Annotated in this window: 19 protein-coding genes; 10 read left to right on the top strand and 9 right to left on the bottom strand. The window is 44.3% G+C overall.

All coding sequences use genetic code 11. From position 1 onward, the window contains the following. Positions 1-30: 30 nt before the first annotated feature. The 3 genes from ACOJR9_RS16975 to ACOJR9_RS16965 are packed head-to-tail and all read right to left on the bottom strand — an operon-like array spanning position 31 to position 3,115. A complete protein-coding gene (locus ACOJR9_RS16975) occupies positions 31-1,692 on the bottom strand; it encodes an ATP-binding protein (protein WP_420934070.1) in 1,662 nt (553 codons plus the stop codon). Positions 1,693-1,702: 10 nt separating this feature from the next. Further along, positions 1,703-2,527, bottom strand: a complete 825-nt coding sequence (locus ACOJR9_RS16970; protein ID WP_420934069.1) for a phosphate/phosphite/phosphonate ABC transporter substrate-binding protein — start codon at positions 2,525-2,527, stop codon at positions 1,703-1,705. A gap of 27 nt (positions 2,528-2,554) precedes the next feature. Further along, positions 2,555-3,115, bottom strand: a complete 561-nt coding sequence (locus tag ACOJR9_RS16965) for a response regulator (RefSeq protein WP_420934068.1) — start codon at positions 3,113-3,115, stop codon at positions 2,555-2,557. A 474-nt stretch (positions 3,116-3,589) separates the two neighbouring features. Here ACOJR9_RS16965 and prlC point away from each other — a divergent pair, with 474 nt between their 5' ends. From prlC to ACOJR9_RS16925, 8 genes are all read left to right on the top strand, one after another. Next, positions 3,590-5,626, top strand: coding sequence for an oligopeptidase A (gene prlC / locus ACOJR9_RS16960; RefSeq protein WP_420934067.1), 2,037 nt, complete (start codon positions 3,590-3,592; stop codon positions 5,624-5,626). Between the two features lie 8 nt (positions 5,627-5,634). Next, positions 5,635-6,324 carry a DNA-3-methyladenine glycosylase I gene (locus ACOJR9_RS16955; protein WP_420934066.1) on the top strand — a complete coding sequence of 230 codons (690 nt, stop codon included), beginning with the start codon at positions 5,635-5,637 and terminating at the stop codon, positions 6,322-6,324. Positions 6,325-6,391: 67 nt separating this feature from the next. Continuing rightward, positions 6,392-7,246, top strand: coding sequence for a bifunctional demethylmenaquinone methyltransferase/2-methoxy-6-polyprenyl-1,4-benzoquinol methylase UbiE (gene ubiE / locus ACOJR9_RS16950; RefSeq protein ID WP_420934065.1), 855 nt, complete (start codon positions 6,392-6,394; stop codon positions 7,244-7,246). Beyond that, the gene (locus ACOJR9_RS16945) at positions 7,246-7,881 is read left to right on the top strand and encodes a ubiquinone biosynthesis accessory factor UbiJ (RefSeq protein ID WP_420934064.1); all 636 of its coding nucleotides are present in this window, start codon (positions 7,246-7,248) and stop codon (positions 7,879-7,881) included. Before ubiE ends, ACOJR9_RS16945 begins: the two co-directional genes overlap by 1 nt. 9 nt (positions 7,882-7,890) lie before the next feature. Continuing rightward, positions 7,891-9,522 carry a ubiquinone biosynthesis regulatory protein kinase UbiB gene (ubiB, locus tag ACOJR9_RS16940; RefSeq protein ID WP_420934063.1) on the top strand — a complete coding sequence of 544 codons (1,632 nt, stop codon included), beginning with the start codon at positions 7,891-7,893 and terminating at the stop codon, positions 9,520-9,522. A 301-nt stretch (positions 9,523-9,823) separates the two neighbouring features. Beyond that, positions 9,824-10,033: a transcription antiterminator/RNA stability regulator CspE gene (cspE, locus tag ACOJR9_RS16935; RefSeq protein ID WP_032094913.1), complete on the top strand. Its 210-nt coding sequence runs from the start codon at positions 9,824-9,826 to the stop codon at positions 10,031-10,033. Positions 10,034-10,402: 369 nt separating this feature from the next. Continuing rightward, the gene (locus tag ACOJR9_RS16930; protein WP_420934062.1) at positions 10,403-11,134 is read left to right on the top strand and encodes a hypothetical protein; all 732 of its coding nucleotides are present in this window, start codon (positions 10,403-10,405) and stop codon (positions 11,132-11,134) included. Positions 11,135-11,303: 169 nt separating this feature from the next. Then, positions 11,304-11,777, top strand: a complete 474-nt coding sequence (locus ACOJR9_RS16925; RefSeq protein ID WP_420934061.1) for an Lrp/AsnC family transcriptional regulator — start codon at positions 11,304-11,306, stop codon at positions 11,775-11,777. Between the two features lie 82 nt (positions 11,778-11,859). Here the strand turns inward: ACOJR9_RS16925 and ACOJR9_RS16920 are convergent, their stop codons facing one another. The 3 genes from ACOJR9_RS16920 to ACOJR9_RS16910 are packed head-to-tail and all read right to left on the bottom strand — an operon-like array spanning position 11,860 to position 14,819. Next, the gene (locus ACOJR9_RS16920) at positions 11,860-12,867 is read right to left on the bottom strand and encodes a cytochrome d ubiquinol oxidase subunit II (RefSeq protein ID WP_420934060.1); all 1,008 of its coding nucleotides are present in this window, start codon (positions 12,865-12,867) and stop codon (positions 11,860-11,862) included. A gap of 9 nt (positions 12,868-12,876) precedes the next feature. After that, complete coding sequence (locus tag ACOJR9_RS16915; protein WP_420934059.1) at positions 12,877-14,250, bottom strand: cytochrome ubiquinol oxidase subunit I; 1,374 nt, start codon at positions 14,248-14,250, stop codon at positions 12,877-12,879. An 11-nt stretch (positions 14,251-14,261) separates the two neighbouring features. Beyond that, positions 14,262-14,819 carry a GbsR/MarR family transcriptional regulator gene (locus ACOJR9_RS16910; protein WP_420934058.1) on the bottom strand — a complete coding sequence of 186 codons (558 nt, stop codon included), beginning with the start codon at positions 14,817-14,819 and terminating at the stop codon, positions 14,262-14,264. Between the two features lie 222 nt (positions 14,820-15,041). Between ACOJR9_RS16910 and ACOJR9_RS16905 the strand changes: the two genes are divergently transcribed. Together ACOJR9_RS16905 and ACOJR9_RS16900 are read left to right on the top strand one after the other, a co-directional pair. Continuing rightward, complete coding sequence (locus ACOJR9_RS16905; protein ID WP_420934057.1) at positions 15,042-16,259, top strand: MFS transporter; 1,218 nt, start codon at positions 15,042-15,044, stop codon at positions 16,257-16,259. Between the two features lie 192 nt (positions 16,260-16,451). Beyond that, a complete protein-coding gene (locus tag ACOJR9_RS16900) occupies positions 16,452-19,154 on the top strand; it encodes an ATP-binding protein (RefSeq protein WP_420934056.1) in 2,703 nt (900 codons plus the stop codon). Between the two features lie 159 nt (positions 19,155-19,313). Here ACOJR9_RS16900 and ACOJR9_RS16895 read toward each other — a convergent pair whose 3' ends face one another. The 3 genes from ACOJR9_RS16895 to fre all read right to left on the bottom strand — a co-directional run bounded on the left by ACOJR9_RS16895 (position 19,314) and on the right by fre (position 23,144). Beyond that, positions 19,314-20,396 carry a hypothetical protein gene (locus ACOJR9_RS16895; protein WP_420934055.1) on the bottom strand — a complete coding sequence of 361 codons (1,083 nt, stop codon included), beginning with the start codon at positions 20,394-20,396 and terminating at the stop codon, positions 19,314-19,316. A gap of 289 nt (positions 20,397-20,685) precedes the next feature. After that, the gene (locus tag ACOJR9_RS16890) at positions 20,686-22,008 is read right to left on the bottom strand and encodes a M28 family metallopeptidase (RefSeq protein WP_420936160.1); all 1,323 of its coding nucleotides are present in this window, start codon (positions 22,006-22,008) and stop codon (positions 20,686-20,688) included. Positions 22,009-22,448: 440 nt separating this feature from the next. Further along, positions 22,449-23,144, bottom strand: a complete 696-nt coding sequence (gene fre / locus ACOJR9_RS16885) for an NAD(P)H-flavin reductase (protein ID WP_420934054.1) — start codon at positions 23,142-23,144, stop codon at positions 22,449-22,451. Positions 23,145-23,259: the final 115 nt, after the last annotated feature.

Genomic DNA, 23,259 nt, shown 5'->3' with positions numbered 1-23,259 from the left:
AACTGTTAGTCACTAGGTTAATTACGGTTGCTAGGTATCTCGTTCGTCGCTTTGATTCTTAGTAATGGGTAATGCCAGTGTAAACACGCTACCTTCATTTTCTGCGCTTACAACACTTAACCGACCACCATGTTCCTGTGCTATACCAAACGAAATAGATAATCCCAACCCTGTACCTTGCCCTTCTGGCTTGGTAGTGAAAAACGGATTAAAAAGTTTATCTAAATTGTCTTGTGGAATACCGCACCCAGTATCCTCCACTCTTAACTCGACAAAGTTGTTAACAACTAATGTGGAGATAACAACTCTTCCATGTTTCCCAGTGCTTTCTACCGCTTGGCCTGCATTGATCAATAAATTCGTCACAACTTGTGAAATTTTGCCGATATTCATTGTAACAGCGGGCACGTTGGCCAAATGGGTTTCCACGGTACAAACATATTTTAGCTGGTTATTTACCATGGCCAAGGTGGTGCGTACGCAATCGTTAATGTTGTGCAACTGCACTTCATCACTGTCAACCCGAGAGAATAGTTTGAGTCCTTTCACTATGTCTGCAACGCGATGAAGCCCCTCGGTGGAATCATTGAGCAAATCGCTAATATCTTCATTGATAAATGCCATATCTTTATCAACGATGTTGTGTTTTATGTCTGCAATGAGCGCTAACCGCTGAGCCTCATCGTCGGTATTCACTAACGTGGTGATTTGCGCAAACATCATTTGGTAGATGGCAACATAGTCGTTTAACGTTGAGATATTGCTACTTACAAAGCCAACGGGATTGTTTATCTCATGGGCAATGCCGGCAGCTAATTGACCTACGGAGGCCATTTTCTCTGCTTGCAATAGTTGCACCTGTGTTTCTTTAAGGTTTGTGTTTGTCTCTTCAAGCTCGATGTTTTTTTGATTAAGCTTGGCCGTTCTGTCTTTTACCTTGTCCTCAAGCAAGGTATTGAGTTCTTGAAGCTCATCTTCAAAGCGCTGACGCTGACCGTGCTCTTCTCTTAACCGTTCTACCAAGTGGTTAAAAGCCTCTGCTAAATCACTGAGCTCGTCTTTGCCACGAACTTCGATAAACGTATTTTGATAGTGATTATGCTCAATAGCCTCGCCAAGATGTTTAGCACCAGCATGCAGCGATTTAAGCTGCCTCATCAAGTACGAACCAAGTAAGTAGGACAATAAACCAACAAGTATAAATTCAAGTACGGCTAGGGTTAGCGTCCAGCTTCTAACCCGTGACACAGAGTCTGTCACAGAAGCGATATTCAACCCCATTTCCACATAGCCGTAGAGTGTATCGTTCACTAAAATGGGAGCCAGTGTGTCGTAAACACCATCGTCGTTGTGTGATGCCGATGTGTCTTTTACAAACGTGTTTTGCAGAGCGGTCGAATTGCCTTTTTCAATAAAGACTCTATTGTTTTTGTCCTTTACTCTTACGTAAGCGATATTGGGGTTGGTTAAAATTTCTGTGACATCTGCATCAAGAGAAGAAAGGTCGTAACTTAAAAATGCGTTTTTAGTAGTGGAGACAAACAATGCGACACTCGTGCTTGCAGACTTCTCGACGCTGCTATCAACGAGGTCGTTTAAAAATTGAAAAATAGTGACCACCAAAACAATTAAAAGTATGGCGGTAATGGAAATAACGCCTGCAATGGTTTTTGTTCGCAAGGATAATCGCACAGTTATTCCCTTAACTATGGGGCCGAGACAGCGATGATATGCCAAGTTCACGAACGTCATCCCAATGAGAATCATCGGCTTCAACAAAGCCGTTCATGCCTAAGTGCTTTAATACATCGACGCTGCTGGCATCACGAGAAATTGAGATGAGTGCATTGATGATTGACTGTCTTTCATCCTGACTGATCCTTGGATGTGTAGCGATAGCGTGAGGAGTATAGAAAGGGCTTTCCCACAATACTTTTAACGCCTGTTGAGCTGGAGAAGAATGTAAAGTTCTATATATTCCACCGCCAGCGAGAAAGAACTGCTTTTCCACATTCAAATAAACGGAATCGTGAGAATTTACATAGCGGGGAATGAATGCAATATTGTCGCTTCGTAATTTGGCGCTAATCACTATGCTTGATGCAAAGGAGGTAGGAGAAGGAAAGACTAGCTCGGCTCCATTGAGGTCAGTCAAAGATTGAATGCTGCTGTCTTTGTGTACAACGATAATTCCCTGCAAGCGCTCATCTTTTTGCTTTGCAAGCGCTTGATAGCCTACCGAAGAGTTAAATACGATAAAATGAAACGGATTCATGTAGGCAATATCGTATTTGCCATTGGCCAAATTAGCTTCAAAGGATGGAATGTCTTTGGCGGTATGAAAGTCTATGGTGTAGCCCGTATAATTCTCGATATAATCGAAAAGTGGCTGCCAAGCCTTCACCATTTTCTTTGCAGGTTGTTGGGGAACAATACCAAAGGTAAGGGTTTTCGCCTGTATTCCATGAGATAATGGCAGCGTGAACAAAGTAAAAGCGATGCATATTGCACTTAATTTTCTTAGCATGAAAACGCTCCTTATCCTTGTATGCCTCTACATCGACATAAATTGTTCAAGCACCATAGTAAGGTCGTGGTTAGAAAATGGCTTTTGAAGTGATGCATCAGCACCTATTTCTAAGGCGCGCTCAAGACTAATATCATCCAGTGCAGAGATAACAACGATTTTTAGTTCTTTATACTTGCTTTGCTCTCGCGTGAAATCGATGACGCTATACCCATCCATTCCCGGCATACTAAGATCGAGTGTCATTACCTTTGGCTCATGTTGGCTTAGCATTATCCCTGCTTGAAAGCCGCCGGTGGCGATGAAGCTGTCGAAGCCTGCTCTGCGTGCTACCCGCTGAATTGACTTTGCGACGGGCATTTCATCATCGACGATAAGTATTGAAGGCGTTGCGTCACCCTTAAGTGAGTCGGGGATGGGCATGTCGTGGCGCTCTAAGAATTCAATAAAGTCTTCAACAAGTACGCGATTGTTCCCTCGGCCAGGAAGCTTGAAGCCTTTTAGTTTACCGTTTTCTATCCATCTAATGACGGTACGCAAATTAACATCGCAGTATGATGCTATCTCGCCCGATGTAAGTGTCTTCATAGTTTCGCCTTTTTTGTATCCTTACTGATTATAGCTCTATACGCACAAAAGACAAACTAGACAAAAGATGTAAATGCGACAATAGTGACAAAGATACTCATAAAATACTGAGTCTTTGCAGTTGGTTTTTTATTTCTATTTAAATATGTCATTGATAATAAGGCTTTTTTATAGACAAGGGCGTAGTCATAAACGCTGCAATAAGATTATGGCTAGACGGGGTTGATCTCACGTTAAAAAATAGTTGTACTTAGAATCTAAGTCAAATCGCTCGCCATACGCAACACAGTGTGTCAGCGCAGCCTTAACATCACAACGTTAATAGAACTGTTGTGGATTTATCCTTTTGAAGTTAAAACGTTTAGATGCCTATGTTTAGTCAACTTGCCTAAGAATGAATGTTGTTTTTCGATGAACAAGCCCCACCTTATTCATTATTAAATTTTTGCATACAACGATAAGAGTAAATGTATTATGACGACCCCAGCAATTGAATTAGTCGACGGTTTGCCTCTATTTTCTGGCATTGAGGCCGATTCGATAAAACCAGCCGTTGAGCGTGCTATTGCGGCCTGCAAAGCAGAAATTGACGATGTAGTCGCGTCTAAAGATTATTCTTATCAAAATGTGGTGCTTCGTTTAGAAGAAGTTGACGACCGACTTAGCAAAATATTTTCCCCAGTGTCACACATGAATAGTGTGGTGAGTAGTGATGAGTTGCGAGAGGCCCACGATGCTTGCTTACCATTATTGTCAGAATATGGCACGTGGGTGGGTCAGCATGAAGGTCTGTTCAATGCCTATGTAGCGCTACAAAATTCAGAAGAGTTCAGCAGCCTAGATGATGAACAACAAAAAGTAGTCGAAAACGCGGTTAGAGATTTTACCCTGTCAGGCGTGGCACTGCCTGAGGCGCAAAAGAAGCGCTTTGCAGAAATACAGGCAAAGCTAAGTGAATTGTCTTCTACGTTTTCAAATAATGTGATGGATGCCACCATGGGGTGGACCAAGCATGTCAGTGATAAAAGTGTGTTAGAGGGTATGCCAGAGTCTGCCTTAGAGGCGGCGGCGCAGGCTGCCCATCAAAAAGATCTTCAAGGCTATTTGTTCACGCTAGATATTCCCTCTTACCTTCCTGTGATGCTGTATGCCGATAACCGTGAATTGCGTGAAGAAATGTATCGCGCGTACTCAACGAAAGCCTCTGATCAAGGGCCGAATGCGGGCAAGTGGGACAATACCGATATTATTAAACAGATTTTATCGCTTCGCACTGAGATTGCTGAACTGCTCGAATTTTCGAGTTACGCTGAGCGTTCGCTAGCAACAAAAATGGCTGACTCTACCGAGCAGGTCATTGGTTTCTTGCGCGATTTAGCGGCTAAGTCGAAGCCTCAGGCAGAAAAAGAGTTAGAGGAAGTAAAAGCGTACGCCCGCAACACGCACAATGTGACTGAGTTAGCGTCGTGGGACCTGCCTTATTACAGTGAAAAGCTGAAGCAAGAGAAATACACAATATCAGATGAAATGCTGCGCCCTTATTTTCCTGAAGACAAAGTGCTGTCCGGGTTATTTGATGTGGTTCACAAGCTTTATGGCCTATCGATTGTCGAGCAATCCGGTGTAGACACCTGGCATGACGATGTGCGCTACTTCACCATTACTGATGATGCTGACGTGCTTCGCGGAAGTTTTTATTTAGATTTGTATGCTCGTGCGAAAAAGCGCGGCGGTGCATGGATGGATGAATGTCGGGTGCGTCGCGAAATGAGTAACGGTGAGTTGCAACTGCCGGTGGCGTATCTTACATGTAATTTCAACGCGCCCATTGGTGATAAGCCTGCTTTATTCACTCACGACGAAGTAGTTACGCTTTTCCATGAGTTTGGTCACGGCATCCACCATATGTTAACCAAAATGCGCGTAGCCGGTGTATCCGGTATCAATGGCGTACCGTGGGATGCAGTGGAGCTACCCAGTCAGTTCTTAGAGAACTGGTGCTGGGAAGAAGACGCACTTAACTTCATTTCTGGACACTATGAGACTGGCGAGCCACTACCGGCAGACTTACTAGCGCGCATGCTAGCAGCTAGAGATTATCAGGCTGCCATGCAAATGGTCAGACAGTTAGAGTTCAGCTTGTTTGACTTCTTACTTCACAGTGAAAACGGCAGCACCGTTGACGTACAAGGTGTGCTCGATAGTGTCAGAGACGAAGTGGCCGTATCTGTACCACCCTCTTTTAACCGCTTCCAAAATGGATTTGGTCATATTTTTGCTGGTGGATATGCAGCGGGCTACTACAGCTACAAGTGGGCTGAGGTATTATCTGCCGATGCTTATAGTAAGTTTGAAGAAGACGGTATTTTTAATCGTGAAACCGGGAAAGCCTTTTTGTCGAATATCTTAGAAATGGGTGGAAGCAAACCGCCAATGGAGCTATTTGTCGCGTTTAGAGGTCGAGAGCCTAAAGTGGATGCACTACTGCGTCACAGTGGGATAAAAGGATAACACAGGCTATGGCTGAATCGTTTCACTCTATATATCAGCGAGCGTGTGAGCGAAAAGGCGGAAAAAGGGTGCTTGAAGCTATGCTTCACGCACCCTTGTCGGCTTCTGAAGTGGCTACTATCTCGGACGATCGCTTTTTGGCCGCAATGACGAAAAAAGTGTTTCAGTCGGGGTTTGTGTGGCGAGTTATCGACAATAAGTGGGACGACTTTGAAACGGTCTTTTTTAACTTCGATATAGACAAAATTTTGTTGATGCCTGATGAGATGCTAGAACAAAAAGCATCTGATAAACGCATTGTAAGAAATTATAAAAAAGTAATGACCGTGAGAGATAACGCCATCATGATCAAAGATGTGTCGTTAAAATACGGGAGTTTTGGAAAATTTGTGGCGTCTTTTGGTCCTGAAAACATCACCGAACTATGGGCTTTTTTGAAAAAGCGAGGCGCACGGCTTGGCGGAAATACGGGGCCTTATACACTACGTTCCTTAGGCATTGATACCTTCTTATTGTCCCGTGACGTGGAAGACTATTTACGTAAAAACGATATTGTGGATGGCGGCCTTACCTCAAAGAAAAGTCTCAGCGCAGCGAATGATGCGTTTGCCAATTGGCACAAAGAAAGTGGACGGTCTTTGCAAGAGATTAGCGCCACCCTAGCTTACAGCTGGGGCACGAATTCGCGGATGCTTTAAGGCTTTAGCTTACTCCTACAATCCTATACACTTCAGTTTTGTGAAAACAGTTAGCAATAGGAACGTCATGAGCGACAATAAGACCTCAGCAGTGGGTGATGTGCACTCTTCACCCGAGCATTCTCCCTCTGGGGCGCATGTGCTGGAACACGATGTGGAACAAACGGCAGAGCAAGCTACAGATCAAACGACGCACTTTGGTTTTAAGCAAGTAGAAAAAGAAAAAAAGGCGTCTTTAGTTGCCAACGTTTTTGATTCTGTCGCTGCTAAATACGATGTAATGAACGATTTGATGTCTATGGGCGTCCATCGCTTGTGGAAGCGTTTTACTATCGATTGCTCAGGTGTACGCACTGGAAATAAGGTGCTCGATATTGCCGGCGGCACTGGAGACTTAACCGCTAAGTTCTCTCGATTAGTGGGCCCTAGTGGCCGAGTAACCCTTGCCGACATCAATTTATCCATGCTTAAGGTAGGTCGAGATAAGCTGCGCGATCGCGGATTGGTGAACAACATCGACTACGTTCAAGCGGATGCAGAAGCCCTGCCATTTCCTGACAACCATTTCGATGTGGTTACCATGGCGTTTGGCCTGCGAAATGTGACTGAAAAACAAAATGCGCTTCATTCCATCTATCGCGTGCTCAAGCCTGGTGGGCGCTTGTTGGTGCTAGAGTTTTCTAAACCCACTTCTGAACAGCTTAGTAAGCTTTATGACATGTATTCGTTTCATCTGCTTCCTAAAATGGGGCAACTGGTAGCGAATGATGCAGAGAGCTACCAGTACCTAGCTGAGAGTATTCGTATGCACCCAGACCAAGACACATTAAAGGGCATGTTTGAAGAGGCCGGGTTTGAGCAGTGCGACTACCAGAACTTAACGGGCGGTATTGTAGCGCTTCACCGAGGTTATAAATTTTAATGCCGGCATCTGCACTTTTTGCGGTTACGCTAGAGACGGCTATCAATAAATTGCTAGCGTTAGACAGCGACAGTAAGGCGAGACTCGCTGCGCTTGACGGTTCGCGGATGACTGCGTTTTTATCTCCTATCCCATTTGGTATTACCCTAGTCTTTTCTGACAGAGTTGACGTGTTAATAGAGCATGATGACTTTAAAGCAGTAAAATCGCAGTTAGGTGCCAAAGATTGTTGTATTAAAACGTCATTAGATACATTGCCAGCGTTAAAAGAAACCAGTCAGTTAACTCGCCTTATTCAGCAAAAAGCGCTGTATTTAGAAGGTGAGTTAAACGTGGCGCAACAGGTAAGCAGCCTGTTACAAAATCTCGACATCGATGTTGAAGAGCTTATTGCTATTAGAACAAATGACGTTTTTGCTCATCAGTCGGTGAAAACGGTAAAAGCCTTTCATGAAAAATCCATGTCGATGCTTGCCAACATGGGTGATGTGTTTGGCAATGCCATAGTGGAAGAAAAAAAGTTGGCTGCACATAAGCTTGCGGTCATGCATTTTAGCGATGAAGTCAGTGCGCTGCGAGATAGCACCGAGCGTTTAGACGCTAAGCTACGCCATTTAGAAGAACGACTTAAATAAGAGACTCGCATGCGAATTGTTAGGCTATATCAAATTAATCGAGTGCTATTAGAGCACGGCCTCGACGAATTAATTCCTGCAAAGTGGTTGCCATGGTATGCACGTTTATTGCGTCACAGTATTTTTTGGGTGCGCAACAAACATAAAGGAAAATCTCAAGGCGAAAGAATTACGCTTGCGCTACAAAGCTTAGGGCCGGTATTCATCAAGTTTGGCCAAATGCTGTCAACCCGTCGAGATTTATTAGCACCCTCTATTGCCAATGAGCTCGCTCGTTTACAAGATAAAGTGCCGCCTTTTTCTTCACAAGCGGCCCAGGCGATCATCAAGTCCTCTTTAGGCTTAAACGAACTCAGCGAACTGTTCAGTGAATTTGAAGAAGCGCCTTTAGCATCAGCGTCTATCGCGCAGGTGCATGCAGCAAAATTAAAGGCAAATAACGAAGATGTGGTGGTAAAAGTACTGCGTCCCGATATTCGAGACACCATAGTGGCAGACATGGAGCTTCTGTTTACCTTTGCCAATATTATTCAGCGCTGGCTTCCCGATGGCAGAAGGTTGCGCCCGGTTGAAGTGGTGGTGGAATATCGCAAGACCATCGTGGATGAGCTTGATTTACTGCGTGAATCGGCCAACGGTATTCAGTTAGGCAGCAACTTTAAGGGCTCTGATGCCTTGTATGTACCCAAAATTTACAGCGATTACTGTCGTCACAATGTGCTCGTTATGGAGCGAATTTACGGTATTCCCATTTCAAATATCGACGCTTTAATAGCGCAGAATACCAATTTAAAAAAGTTAGCAGAGCGCGGGGTAGAGGTGTTCTTTACCCAAGTATTCCGCGACAGCTTTTTTCATGCTGACATGCACCCTGGCAATATTTTTGTTTCCACCGAACACCCAGATAACCCTAAATATATCGCTATCGATTTTGGCATTGTAGGTACCTTAAATAAAGAAGATAAGCGCTATTTGGCCGAGAATTTTATTGCCTTTTTTAATCGAGACTACCGCAAAGTAGCGCAGCTACATGCCGATTCTGGTTGGGTACCCCAAGACACCAATATTGATGAATTCGAAATGGCCATTCGTACGGTATGCGAACCTATCTTTCAAAAGCCGTTAGCTGAGATTTCGTTTGGCAATGTATTGCTGCAGCTATTTAATACAGCACGCCGTTTCGACATGGTCGTGCAGCCACAACTAGTGCTGTTGCAGAAAACCTTGTTGTATGTAGAAGGATTAGGAAGGCAGCTGTATCCGCAGCTGGACTTATGGAAGACGGCGAAACCGTTTTTAGAAAACTGGATGAAAGAGCAAATTGGGTTTTCCGCCATGATGGGGAAGGTGAAAGCCAACTTGCCGTTTTGGTCTGAAAAATTGCCCGAGATGCCAGATTTACTTTATGACGGTTTACAACACATAAAACGGATGCCATTACAGCACCAAAAAGCTGCTGCAGCGCTGCTTCAAGAGCAAAAAAGAACTACTCAGACCACTCATTTAAGCGTGGTTGGTGGCACGTTTATTTTGCTTGCAGCAATTCTTCCAGTTTACGACATTTCGTGGTATTTCCCTGCATTTAGTGGTTTGATTGGTACTGTTTTTTGGTTCTTATCTTGGCGGAATAGCCGTCAATAATGCCAGTGCAATAATGAACTTTTTATGAATCTGGTTAATAAGCCATTAATTAGTATGTTAATTGTTCCCAACAGTGTTATAGTGGCGGTGGCTGTTTGCCAGAGTCTTTGAATAGACGAGATTTGTGTTATTTGCTATATGTCGCTACGTGTATAAACTGCTCGAGTTACCTTGTAATTTGTGTCTGTTGTTAGTCCATTCGTAAGTAAGCCTCAATACTCCGCCAATTTAAAGACCAATAGAAACACAGTTACACGCGCTTTTTTGCGCAATTTATTACGATATTTGAGGTCTATACGACATGTCTAAAGTTACAGGCACCGTTAAGTGGTTTAACGCTGATAAAGGTTATGGTTTTCTTACTCAAGATAATGGCGGCAAGGACGTTTTCGTTCATTTCCGTGCAATTATCTCTGAAGGTTACAAAACTCTTCCAGAAGGTCAGCGCGTAGAATTTGAAGTTGAAGAAGGTCAAAAAGGTCTTCAAGCTGCTAACGTGCAAGCTATCTAAGAAATTCAAAAATGGCGGTCAATTAGACCGCCATTTTTCTTTCCGCTCCACCTTATATATCGGCTGTTTTTCTCCCCAAATAATGCTGTTTAATTACGTATTTTTACACTCGCTATGGGCGCATTGTTACGTACCTACTCCCAAAAATACTCCCTCGTTAACGAAACTTCACTTTTTGAATTAGTGGCTTTGTATTGCTATTTTGTGATGTAAAGTGTTCTACTAAACTCAGTAGTTGAATGATGTTTAAAGTCTGAATTATAGGTTCTGCTAGAGGTGTTGGTGTATTAGCTTTGACCAAGTTGTAAACAAACCGTCACAGGCCGTATTTTTTGGGCATATTTCTATATAAGGTTTAGGGTATTCATTATGATCATCGGTTTGCTAGGCTCTCAATTTTTCTCAATCTCTCATTCGATAAGCGCAGGAAGAAGTGTGGTGGTAGGTATGCTGTTGAGTCTTGGGTTCGTTTTCGGCACCGCCACTGCTGCTCAAACAACAGCTACGCCCACACCCGTATCTGAATCTTCGCAGAAAAGCGAGTCGAGTGATAACGAGCAATCTGTTGTAGTCGCTACGCTCTTCGATAAATCGATTACCGCAAAAGATATAACTCCTAGTGACGCGGTATTAGCAAAAATGGCTTCACAAGCAAATAGTAGGGACGAACAAAACGCCATGGCGACTCTTGCCAGTCTAACGAAATTATCAGAGCTTATTATTGAAGGTGTGCTGGACGACTACTTCGTACAACATAACCTCGCGATTGATGCTGCGTTAGTTGCAAAATTTAAAACTAAATTTGCGGGTAGCGCTAAAGACAATGTTATTAGTAACGATGTTGCCGAACGCCAAGTTATGATTTTTCTTGCAGAAAAGCACATGTATAACACCTATGGCGGCGAGGTAGTCTTTCGCCAGTCTAACCCGCAGCTACCTGTTGGAGCCTATTACAAGATACTAAAGGACTATGAGCGAGCGGGTAAATTTACTATCCTCGATAAATCATTTAATGAGGGATTTTGGGCGCCGTTTACGCCGCCGTACCAATATGAATTAGCTGAGGGGAGCATTGATTTTACTCAGCCTTGGTGGCTGTAATCAGTGCTATAGGTGCTTACGGCTTCAATGTTGCGCTAATTTATCGTCGCGCAAGAAGCCATCTTTACGGTCGTGTTAACAGCCGACACAACCGTCGCCCTATCGACTGAACAAATAACGCCGCTGGTAAACGTTGTACAGCATCAACGAAATGAAAATATGTAACTATATGAAAAACATCAATATTGATGCTATCGATCGCACCATCTTAAGTATTTTACAGCAAGATGCAGAAACGCCTGTTGCACAAATAGCTGAACAAGTGGGATTAACCTCCACACCCTGTTGGCGCAGGATTCAAAAATTAGAAGCAACCGGTATTATTTCTCGCCGAGTGGCCTTACTGCAAGCGCAAACGCTAGGCCTCACAATGACCGTGTTTGTGCAAGTTAAAGCCGGGAGTCACGATGGAAAGTGGCTATCGACGTTCTCGCAGCATGCCTCCTCTTTTGATGAGGTGGTAGAATGCTATCGTATGTCCGGTGAGTATGATTACCTGTTAAAAGTGCTGGTCACTGATATGGCCTGTTTTGATCACTTCTACAAACGGCTGGTAAGCGGCATCGCCTTTTCAGACGTCACCTCGAGTTTTGCAATGGAGCAAATTAAATATACCACTGCGGTACCTCTCACACACTTATAACCCAGCGAACATAAAAAAGGGGGCCTATCACCAGCCCCCAGCTATTTTAATAATATTGCAATTGACGGTTACCTAGTAAAAGCTAGTAGTAAGACAACTTTTCTGACTTTCCAGAGAAGATTTTGTATACCATCACGGTGTAAGCCAAGATAACAGGCACCACAACTACCACACCAACGAGTAAAAATCGCAGCGAACTGGCATCACTAAGCGCGTCAGATATCATCATTTGCCCTGGAATAATGAACGGGTAATAACTAATGGCAAACGCGGTAAAGCACAGTAGAAACACTAACAATGCGATGAAGAACGGTAGCCATTCTCCTTTGCCATCACTATGGGGAAGCTTTTTAAGCAGCACCCCGCACAGTGTTAATAGCGCAAAGCAGGTAACCGGAATGGCAAATAGCATGACTCCCCATGGCGCCGATAGCCACAAGTCGCGCACCTCTTCATGCAGAGATAGATTGGCAATACTTACCGATACAATACCCAGCGCTAATATACCTAACCCACGTTTTGCCCAGTAATAGGCTTTTTGCTGCAATTCACCTTCCGACTTTAAGATAAGCCAGCACGAGCCAATAAACGCGTATGCGGCGGTTACGCCCAGTGCCGCTAATATTGCAAACGCTTGTGCCCACAAATCGGTGCGAAGTCCAGTAACATAAATACCTAGCATGTAGCCTTGGGCAAGGGTAGTCAGCAAAGAGCCATACTTAAACACTAAGTCCCACTTACGCTTATTCACTTGTACTACCTTTGCACGAAAGTCGAAGGCAACGCCTCGTAAAATAAGCCCCAGCAGCATAAACGTGGCTGGCAGATATAAAGTTTGCAATACTTCGCTATGCGCTTCAGGAAAAGCAATGAGTAACAAGCCTACTGCGAGTACTAACCAGGTTTCATTGGCATCCCAGTATGGGCCAATAGAGGCGATCATATCGTCTCTAAAGGCTTCGGTGCGCGGTGGTATAAGCACGCCCACACCCAAGTCGTAGCCGTCTAATATGGCATAAAGTAAAACCGACAAGCCCAATAAGCCCACATAGATATTGCCGAGCATCTCAGGTGAAACATGTTCAAACATAGCTGCTCCTTACGCCGTTACGGGTTGAATGTTGTTAGGGCTTTTCTTTGCTTTTGCGATTTCACGCTCTTCAGCGGTAATTTCTTCAATCTCAACCGCTCGGCGGCACATCAGCATTAAGGTGCCAATATAGGCGATGAGTAATCCGCTGTAGATAACAGCGTACAGAGTAAATGATATAGCGATGTTACTCGGCGGTAGCTGCGTTACTGCGTCAGTGGTTTTTAACACGCCGCTCACAAGATAGGGCTGTCTGCCAATTTCTGTCACATACCAGCCTGCAAGGGTTGCTACCCAGCCGCTAAATGCCATGCCGGCAAAGGTACGCTTTAACCACACTGGGAATGAACGGTTACGCATTAAGTAAATACTGCCTAACCACGACACTGCCAGCATTAACATGCCCATGCCCACCATTACCCTAAAGCCATAAAATACAGGTGCAACTGGAGGGTGTTCTCCCTCAAACTCATTGAGGCCTTTTATTTCGCCTTTTAATTCGTGGGTAAGGATCAAACTGGCTGCATAGGGAATAGGAATTTCGAAATGGTTCTCTCTGCCTTCCTCATCAGGTATAGCAAACAACAGCAGCGGCGCACCCTCGGTGGTTTCCCACAGTCCTTCCATCGCGGCTACTTTTTGCGGTTGGTGCTCGAGGGTGTTAAGCCCATGCATGTCGCCTGCAAATATTTGTAGCGGTATAAGCACAGCTGCTGTGTAAGTAGCCGTTTTTAGGGCAAGCTTTGGCGCAAGTTTATCGTCACCTTTTAACATTCTGTAAGCTGATAGCCCAGCAATCAAAAAGCTTGCTGTTAACCCCGATGCCAACATCATATGAACAAAGCGATAGGGGAACGATGGATTAAATATTATTTCTTTCCAATTAGTGGCGTAAACCACACCGTCAACGACCTCAAACCCTTGTGGTGTCTGCATCCAACTATTCAGCGCTAAGATCCAAAATGCAGACGTTGTGGTGCCAAGGGCGACAATAAGTGTGGACGTGGTATGCAGCCAATTAGGTACTCTGCGAATACCAAATAGCATAATACCTAAAAACGTGGCTTCTAAGAAAAAAGCGGTGAGCACTTCATACCCAAGCAACGGGCCTGCTACATTACCCACTTTTTCCATAAAGCCAGGCCAGTTTGTGCCAAACTGAAAAGACATGGTGACACCGCTCACCACACCTAGTGCGAAGCTTAGCGCGAACACCCGTACCCAGAATCGATACATACGCATCCATACAGGGTGACCAGATGTGTTTGAGCGAATTTTAAAGTAGAAAAGAAACCACCCCATCGCCATGGTAATGGTGGGAAATAGAATATGAAAACTGATATTCAAAGCAAACTGTAATCGAGACAGCAAGAAAGCATCCACAGAACGTCTCCTTAATTAACGCTATTTTTACCCGGTAAAATCTTATCCTTGAAGTCAAGCATACGGCCTACGCCAGAACCGAGCTTCATTAGCGTATTAAGTTTTTCTGGTCCAAGGTTTTGTAGCTCTTCAGACCACGCCGTAATTGATTCCAATAAATCGTGTATTTCATTGAGCTTATTTTGTGCACCGGCTTCCGTGCCGTTTGCAGGCTCATCAAGCAGTAAATCCCGCAGTAAACTCAGGGTAGGGTCTATTTCTCGTTTTCTTCGTTCTTCAAAAACGCGATTAGCCAACGTCCAAATATCGCCTGCAGGAATAAAAAACTCTTTGCGTTCACCAGGTACTAAATGCTGTTTGACGAGTCTCCACGACTGAAGTTCTTTCAAACCCATACTGGTATTGCCGCGTGAGATATTCAGTGCATCAGCAATTTCCTGTGCAGAAATAGGTTCTTCGTTTAACACAATAAGCGCCAAAATCTGACCTACTGTTCTGTTAAAGCCCCACCGACTTCCCATTTCACCAAAGTGCATGACTGCTGATGTGATCAAAGGTGTCATCTTCATTTTATGCGCCTATTGAAGTTTCAGAAATTACTGAAAGTTTAATATTCTATTTGATGCAGATCAATCTTTTTTGACATTAATATGGTTTCATAAATACGTCGCTTCGCCATGCATAAGGGTAAATGGGCACAGGAGCAAAGGGTACAGGAGTGATAGTTAAACTGTCACACGAGAGAAGTAAGCTTTTACTTAGGACGTTTCAGCGCTTTTCGGTTTCTTTACATGGCATCGACCCTTTCTCGGCACCACTTTTACTTGGTAATATGTACATTCGCGTTACTGTCTGTGCTGGGGCAGGTTTCCACTAGCATCTATACTCCTTTCTTTCTCGATCTAGCCCATACCTACGACAGTCACGTTAGCCTTATAGAAAAGAGTGTGGCTATCTTTCTAATCGCTTTTTCAGGTTCACAGTTACTGTCTGGTATTCTTTGTGATTACATAAGCAAGCTGTTTTTTTTGCTATGTGGCATCTTAGTATTCATGGGCGGCACTCTTTTAGTTGCGTTGGCTGACTCAGATAGCGCCTTTCTTTTCGGTAGAATTGTGCAAGGGCTGGGGGGAGGCGTTGGAGTGTCAGTGTCACGGGGCCTATCCAGGCAGATATTCAATGAAAGACAGCTGAGTATTTCACTCTCTATTACAAATATCGCCTTCGCCGTTGCACCTGCCATCGCCCCACTACTAGGTACCGTAATTGGAGAGCAATTAGGAATTTCTGCTATCTTCTATTTCGTCTTAGCGATAGGGGGGGCGGCCTTATTACTTCTTTTAATAACTTCTCCCACTATTTCACTTCACAGTCCGGCGGCTACATCGAACGTTTTAGTTGAAACCATCTGGTTGATTAAAAAAAGGAGTGCGCCGATTATCTTGGTGGGCGTGGCAAGTGGATTACTCTATGGCATTGTGTTTTGTTTCGTCACTATCGCGCCATCGATAATTCTGGAGCAGCATGGACTAAGCAAAACGTTATTTTCTGTTCATTCACTTCTCGCAACGCTCGCTTTCGTCGCAGGTAGCCTATTCAATATTCGCTTATCTACGTTGCCTCCCATACTAAAATTTAGATTGTCGAGTGTTGCCATACTGAGTCTATCAATACTCATTAGTGGGCTGACATTTCTTTTAAATTTTAACGGATTAGTTATGTTGCTCGTCTTCAGTTATATCACTTTCTTTTTTATTGGTATCGCTATGCCATGTAGCGTCACTATTATGTTGAGCTTTTCAGATAAATCAGCGGGTTTTTTAGCCGCATTGATTGGCTTTTTTCATTTAACCGGCGCTGCTGCAGGGGCTTACTTAGTCACTTATTTAGGCAGCACATTGCAAATGCTTCCGGTATACACTTTCGTGCTTATTGCTACCGGCTTATGCATTGGAAGCGTCGTTACGTGTTTATTCCTAAAAAGCACGAACAGCAAGTTACCATCTTGACGAAAAGTCGATTCGTCCAAATATTTTGTACATCTGTAGCATTTAATCTTAAAAATGGTGCAAAAAAGTGATTATTGGCAGAATACCATTTACCATGTCATATTAATTATTCTATCAGGGGCCTTCTAGTCGCGCCTGAATGACGCCTCATCTCTTGCTAGATAGTGGTGTATCAGAAAAAAGGTTTCCACTATGAGTCAAGCTTCGCCACAATCAAACCAGCATTGTGCAGACGAACCCATTCACCTTATCGAAAGTGTGCAAAGCTTCGGTTACGTGATAGCCCTTAATCCGGCAGATAAAACCATTCAGGTTGTAAGCAGTAATATTCGCGAATTGTTCAAGGTCAACATTGTTCCCGGTGAAACCCTTATTACAGAGCTCTTTACCATTCCCAACCCAGAAGCTCATACCTTTAAAACCATTTTTGACGCAGTAAACGTTGGCAAAGTGCGTCACGCCTATCAGTGGCAATTTGCAGAAAATGCGCTCTGGCTAGAAAACTGGGAAAAAGAAGGCAGTGGAGTAGCATATGAATCTAACGGCTTATTAGTCATCGAATTAGAGCCAACGCCACAGTTAAGCTATGAAGCAGCGCAGCAGTGGGTACCTATGGATATGGACCTACGTGCGCTATTGCCTGATGTGGATGATCGCGATTCCATCGGCGATGTGGCAGATAGTATTGCACGATATTTTCAAGACTATGTGGGTTTTGATGCCGTTATGGTTTATCAATTCGACGATGATTATTGCGGCGAGGTCATCGGCGAGGCCATCGAACCTGAAAGTAAATCGTTTAAAGGTCTTAAGTTTCCAGCAACCGATATTCCACAGCAGGCCAGAGAACTTTATTTGTTGAACCGCGTACGCTGCGTATTCGATGTCAACGAGGCAGCAATTCCATTGTTACCTAGTATTGAAGAGTCTGAGCGTCCGCCGCTCGATCTTTCTATGTCTATGGTACGCTCAGTCTCTCCTACTCATATCACGTATCTTAAAAATATGGGGGTTCGATCGTCTTTTTCTGTATCTCTCGTATTTGAGGGCAAGCTGTGGGGGCTAATAGCGTGTCATAGTAAGCAGCCTATATATGTGGACCAGAAAAAGCGCCTAGTCTGTGAATCACTCGGGCACCTTTACGCATGGCAACTGCATACGAAAACACTTCACGAAAAAAAGGAGCATTTTCAGAATCGCCAGCGTTCATTGAATAGCATTGTTCACCAGCTAACGTCCTATTCAAATCCACTCGATGCCATAACACAAAAAGAAAAAGAACTGCTGCAGGTTGCTGATGCCTGCGGCATGGCGGTGATAACACCATCAAGTCATTACTTTGTGGGCAAAACGCCATCAGAATCTACGGTAATGAAACTGCTAGAAAAATTTGCCACGCCAAACTCTGAGCAGTCCGTTATGTTAAATAGGCTGGCGGAACAGGTGACGGAATCGTGCAAACTCAATGGTATTCGAGGCATGTACATATCGTGCGTGTCTGCAAAGCTTGGCTACTACACGGTGTGGTTCAGAGAGCAACGTGATAAAACCATTCGTTGGGCAGGTCGTGATGCTGCGAAACAGGACAAGCTTAAATCGTTAACGCCCCGGAACTCATTCGAGCTTTACCTGCAAAGTGTGGCCGATGAATCGGTGGATTGGACCGAAGACGATAAGTTAATAATTGAAGGGTTCGACCACCTATTTATTCCTTATGCGCTGAGTTTAAAATCGTCCCTTGATAAGCAAATCAGTAAGCTTGAAGAGCTTGATAAGGCAAAAGACCAGTTCTTAGCCAGCATTTCTCACGAGCTGCGCTCACCACTTAATTCGATTGTGGGCTGGACCGATTTGGCGCTGATGGATATGGAAAACGTCGATAGAATGAAAGATGCCCTTGGCGTTATTAAGCGAGCCGCATCTACTCAAGCGGCATTGATTAACGATATTCTCGATCTGTCGCGGATCATTTCGGGCACAATGAAGCTATCTACCCACTCATTAAAATTAACCCATTCTATTTCAGAGGTAGCAAAGTCGTTTGAAGCCGGATTCGCGGGCAAGAATATCCAGCTATCGATTCATTGTGAGGACGAGCACACCCAAATATTGGGTGACAATTTACGAATTAAGCAGGTTATTAATAACCTGTTGAGTAATGCTCTGAAATTTACTTCGAAAGGCGGTACGGTTCATATTAAAGGGAGACGGGAACATTCAAATTACCTTTTCAAAGTGAAAGACAATGGAAAGGGCATGACCCGCGAACAACTATCTCATGTGTTTGAGCGTTTCTATCAGGGCAAAAACGAACACAACAAGAATGGGCTAGGACTAGGTCTTTCTATTGTAAAGAGCCTAGTTGAAATGCACGGCGGAGAAATTTACGCAGAAAGCGATGGCCCTAATACAGGGACAACCTTTTTTGTGTCGCTACCTATAGCGCCGCTAAATATGTTTGATGAGATTATAGAGGTAAAAAACACTGAGATAAGCGAGTTAACGCCATCGCTTCGACTAAGCGGTTTGCGGATCCTTGTTGCTGAAGATGAAAAAGATGCCAGAGACTTTATCAAACTCTTTTTAGAGTCTAACGGGGCCCGGGTTAACGTGGTGAAAAACGGCTTGCTTGCGTGGAAAGAAATCAACGAAATGCCAGAGGCGTTTGACCTTGTACTGTCCGACATTGGTATGCCAGAACTCGATGGGCTTGGGCTAGTGCTGAAGATTCGCACCAGTGAGTTTACGCAAATATCGTCGCTTAACGCGGTGGCGCTAACGGCCTATGCGTATACGTCGGACCGCGTAAAAGCGCTCAAGGCGGGCTTTAATAACTATGTGTCTAAGCCTGTTGATGGCGAAGAGTTACTCACTATATTAGAAATGTATATGTAAGTCATCTCTGTGAGTGGCAGGACACGGCGGCTGTACTGTTAATAACACTGCTTGTGGCGCCTATTTAGAACCCGAGCGCAGCGCTGGAGAGCGATTTGCGCTCAATAAAAGTGAGCCCAAAGCGCTCGATAAAATGCCTACAGCATTAAATTAAAACGCTTACCAGCGCTTTAAAAGCGTTTCATAGGTAGTGGCATCAAGTAAGGAAACTCGTCTCCCCATAGTGTATTTATTTTCCACCTCGGCGTTTTTCTCTTCTGTATTGGGTAGCGTTTTTAACGCCTCAGCTTTAGAAGTGAACACGTTACCGTTTATAACAAACACACTTTCTTCTGAAACTGGTGTTGTATCAAGGTTATAGGCAGTTTCTAGCACGCTAGAAGCGCGGGTAATGTCTGAATGACCAATGTAATCAGCAATACCGTCTTGGTTTATATCTTTACGCAACCAGCTTATTTGAAGGAGTTTATTGTACTGGCCGTTTCGTTGCATGGTAGATACAGCAGTATTAAAGTTATCAATAATGTGCTTTGCATTTGCCACGTCATCTCTTATCGCTAGTTGAAACCCGCTTTCCATTAAAGGCTTTGCAGAATAGTGCAGGGTTTCCTCCCTATCGTTTGCAAGTAGGGTATTAAACTCTCTTAGTAGCAATTCAGATGTAATTAAGTAGGGCGCTCTATCGTCGGCTAGCTGGCGAAACGCGTCAAAAGTAGACGGGTTACGCGACCATTTTATGTCTTTAATAAGCCTGAAATTCGGGGTGTTGGCAAAGCGATTTTCTATCGCCACGCGATTGCTTTTTAAATGCTGAAAAATCTTTATTTGCCCTACATCGGCGCTTTTACTGGCTGCATAAAGGTATAGAGGTAAAAACACGTTTGATGTTATTACGCCTTCCGTTTGCTGACCCATATCTAAAAAGGCATATTCTCCATCCACTTTTCCAGCACGTACAGCGCTTCCTAAAAACGCCTCGCGCATAACTTTTAGATTAGCATCCGTGCCACTTTGAGCAAGGATAGTAGAGACTAAAGTATTTACTCTCGCTGGCTCTCCGTCGTCATTTACGTAAGTTTCGAAAGGGGCAGCAGCAAGGGTGATTGTATTTCGCTCTTTCACTAATTGGGCATTTGCGTGAGAGAGGGCAGACATGCAAAAGATAAATGCAAGTGTGGTAGTAAACGTAAAACGACTTACACGCTTTGTGAGCAAGTTATGTTTCTCCTCAAAATACTTCATGGATTGGCTTTCTTTATACACTCTAAGGCAGATATAAAGTTTTATCCACTACGGCTAAATTAACCTCACTTAATACTGCACGCCTCAAGCGGCGGTTTTGAACACATTGTTAACTGCTTTTCTTAAATTCTTTTGATTAAAAACAAGTGCTGCACATTAATGAAGAGCATTTTTAAATATAGGTGTATTTAAGGTCTCGCCATTACTTAAGCAGCACTTCGTCATTTAATTGGTGATGATTTTGTTCTTTTTGTTAATTGAGCCTCTTAGGCCAGCGTACTCAACGAATTTATTCACCAAAACTACCTGCGGGACCTGGGTAAACGACCACGCTTTCAACATCGTCCTTGTTTACACTGGCAACGCCGAAGAAGTAATTATCAATAACCACATTCTCAAGTGTGGCCTCAGTAACATCACCAACAAATTTGCTGTATTCCCACTGCGGCGCGTCGGTATGGCGCCAATACACTTTATACCCTTTCAATTGAGGGTTCTGTGCTGTGTCTAAGGCATCCCACAATAACGTTGTGGACGGTTCTACCGCACCTTTAATTGAAACATTTGTAGGTGGGTTCGGCGCCCAGGCCATCGCGGCCAAGGTTACTGCGTTCAAGCCAGTTAATTTAGCAGCATATTCAAAATTAACGCCATCGAGGGTATCGCCGTACTTAATGCCATCTTCTTCACGTAAATCTTGATGCTGGCGCGTGTAGTTTTCGTTGGTTTCCATAATGCGAATGCCCGGATAGCCCAAGTCGTTAAACGGACGGTGATGACCGCCTCGACCAAATCTGTCTAAACGGTACACCACCATGGTGTCAAGATTTTCAATGTATTGGTCGGCTACTTTGTCTATATAACGAGCCAAGTTACGGCTTGGCGAGTCTACTTCACCACCCGTAAAGCGACGTCGTCTTGCTTCCGCTTCGGTTTCAGTGACTCGTGTACCTTCAGCAAAAATACGAGCTGTAGTGTTGTTGATAACTCCATTTACTCCTTCAATATTGCCAATCATGTCGTTGTTAAGTACCGCTTTAATGCGCCAGCCGTCTTTTTTAGCTTGGTTAGCCATGATACGGCCGCCAAAAAGGCCTTGCTCTTCGCCTGCCAGGGCGGCATAAACAATGGTGCCGTTAAATGTGTACTTCGACAGTACTCGTGCGGCCTCAAGTGTGCCTGCTACACCTGATGCATTGTCGTTGGCTCCAGGAGCGTCAGACGTGAAATCCATAACATCAGACACGCGAGAATCGATGTCGCCAGACATGATCACATAGCGTCCCGGATCTGTAGCGCCGCGCTGAACCGCAATAACACTGACTACCTCGGTAGGGTTGGGAATTCGCTTTTCACCGCTTATGGTTTCAGACTGAAAATATACTTCTAGGCAGCCGCCGCACTGAGCAGAGATTTCCTCAAATTCAGATTTAATCCAGCGTCGGGCCGCGCCGATACCTCGAGTATCAGACTCGGTGTCAGAAAGGGTGTGGCGAGTACCAAAATTAACCAGCGTGGTGATATCGTCTTCTATTCTGTCTGGTGAAATAGACGCGGCAATATCATACAGTGCTGCCTTTTGCGTGTTCTCTGCAGCCTGCGCATTACTCATTGCAGAGGTACTTATAAGTGCTAAAGAAAGCGCAGAAAGACCTGCACTTTTAAATGTTGTAGGAATATTTTTTATCATTCTTTTCTCCAAGGGTGCTGTTAACTGAGCACGGGGTAACAGGGTTACTCAACCATAGCGGATACGTTAGAAAGGAACAATTGGAGTAAACGTGTACAGCGGTTAGTTATCGAATTTGAAGGGCGTAAGAGCGCAATACTTGGTGTTAGTACAGAGCGCCTGCGTCACGTTTGAATTATTTAGGCTAAATGTTGGCGACTGGATTCAAGTTTGACGCGTGTGTAGCCAATACGGGTGGGAAAGTGAACAAAAGCAGCATGTATTTGCAGAAAAAACAGGTAGCATCAAAGGTTATAAGACAGGGCACAAAAAAGCCGACAGGCATCAGTCGGCTTTCACAAGACTACAAGTGGTGGCAAGCCTTAAATAAAGGCAAAGGCATCACCATATAAGTTCTCTACTTTTAAGCCGCGCTGCGTGAAATCATCGCGAACGACTTTGGCCATCTCAAAGCGACCAGCAACATATACCTGAACCTCGCCAAAGTCGGCGTGGTCGGCCATTGCCGCATGGTGAACCCAACCCGTTCTTCCTGTCCAGTCGTCACTAGCAAACTCTACCACAGGTACAAAGGTAAAATGGTCGTGAGCATCAGCAAGGGCGCTAAGCTCATCGGCCAAATAAAGATCGTCAGCGTGCTTACCACCCCAATACAGCGTTAATGGTGTTTTATCGCCGCTTTGTAAGTGCTCTTTTAAGATAGAATAGGTGTAAGAAAACCCCGTACCGCCAGCAATAAGCACCATAGGTAAACTATTACTTTGCAAGAACGCATCGCCATGGCCCAGACTGAGGGTTATTTCCCCGTCTTGCTGCATGCGCGCTAACACTTCACCAGCGTAGCTGTTGCCTGGCTCTGCCCCAATGTGAAGTTCTACTCTCTTATTGTCATAGGCCGGGTTAGCGATAGAAAACGGGCGCATGTCTTTTTCACCCATCACCACCATGGCGTATTGACCCGCCTTAAACGCTACTGCTTCTGGTAACGTTAGCTCAACTTTTTGGACTACATCGGTTAAAGGCGTAATGCTTGCAACCTTGCAATTAATCTGTGGCATGTATTCTCTTCTTACTTTCTGGTTAGCGTGTCGCCTTTGCTTTCAAGCATAAACATCTAGTCGCCTATCTACTAGCAAGGCGCTAAAGCCCCTCGAGCTTCTCAAACTTCTTACA

This window comes from Alteromonas ulvae, assembly GCF_048987005.1.
Lineage (GTDB): Bacteria > Pseudomonadota > Gammaproteobacteria > Enterobacterales > Alteromonadaceae > Alteromonas.
The sequence above is the reverse complement of the archived record's forward strand: the minus strand, read 5'-3'. Positions and strand labels throughout refer to the sequence as shown.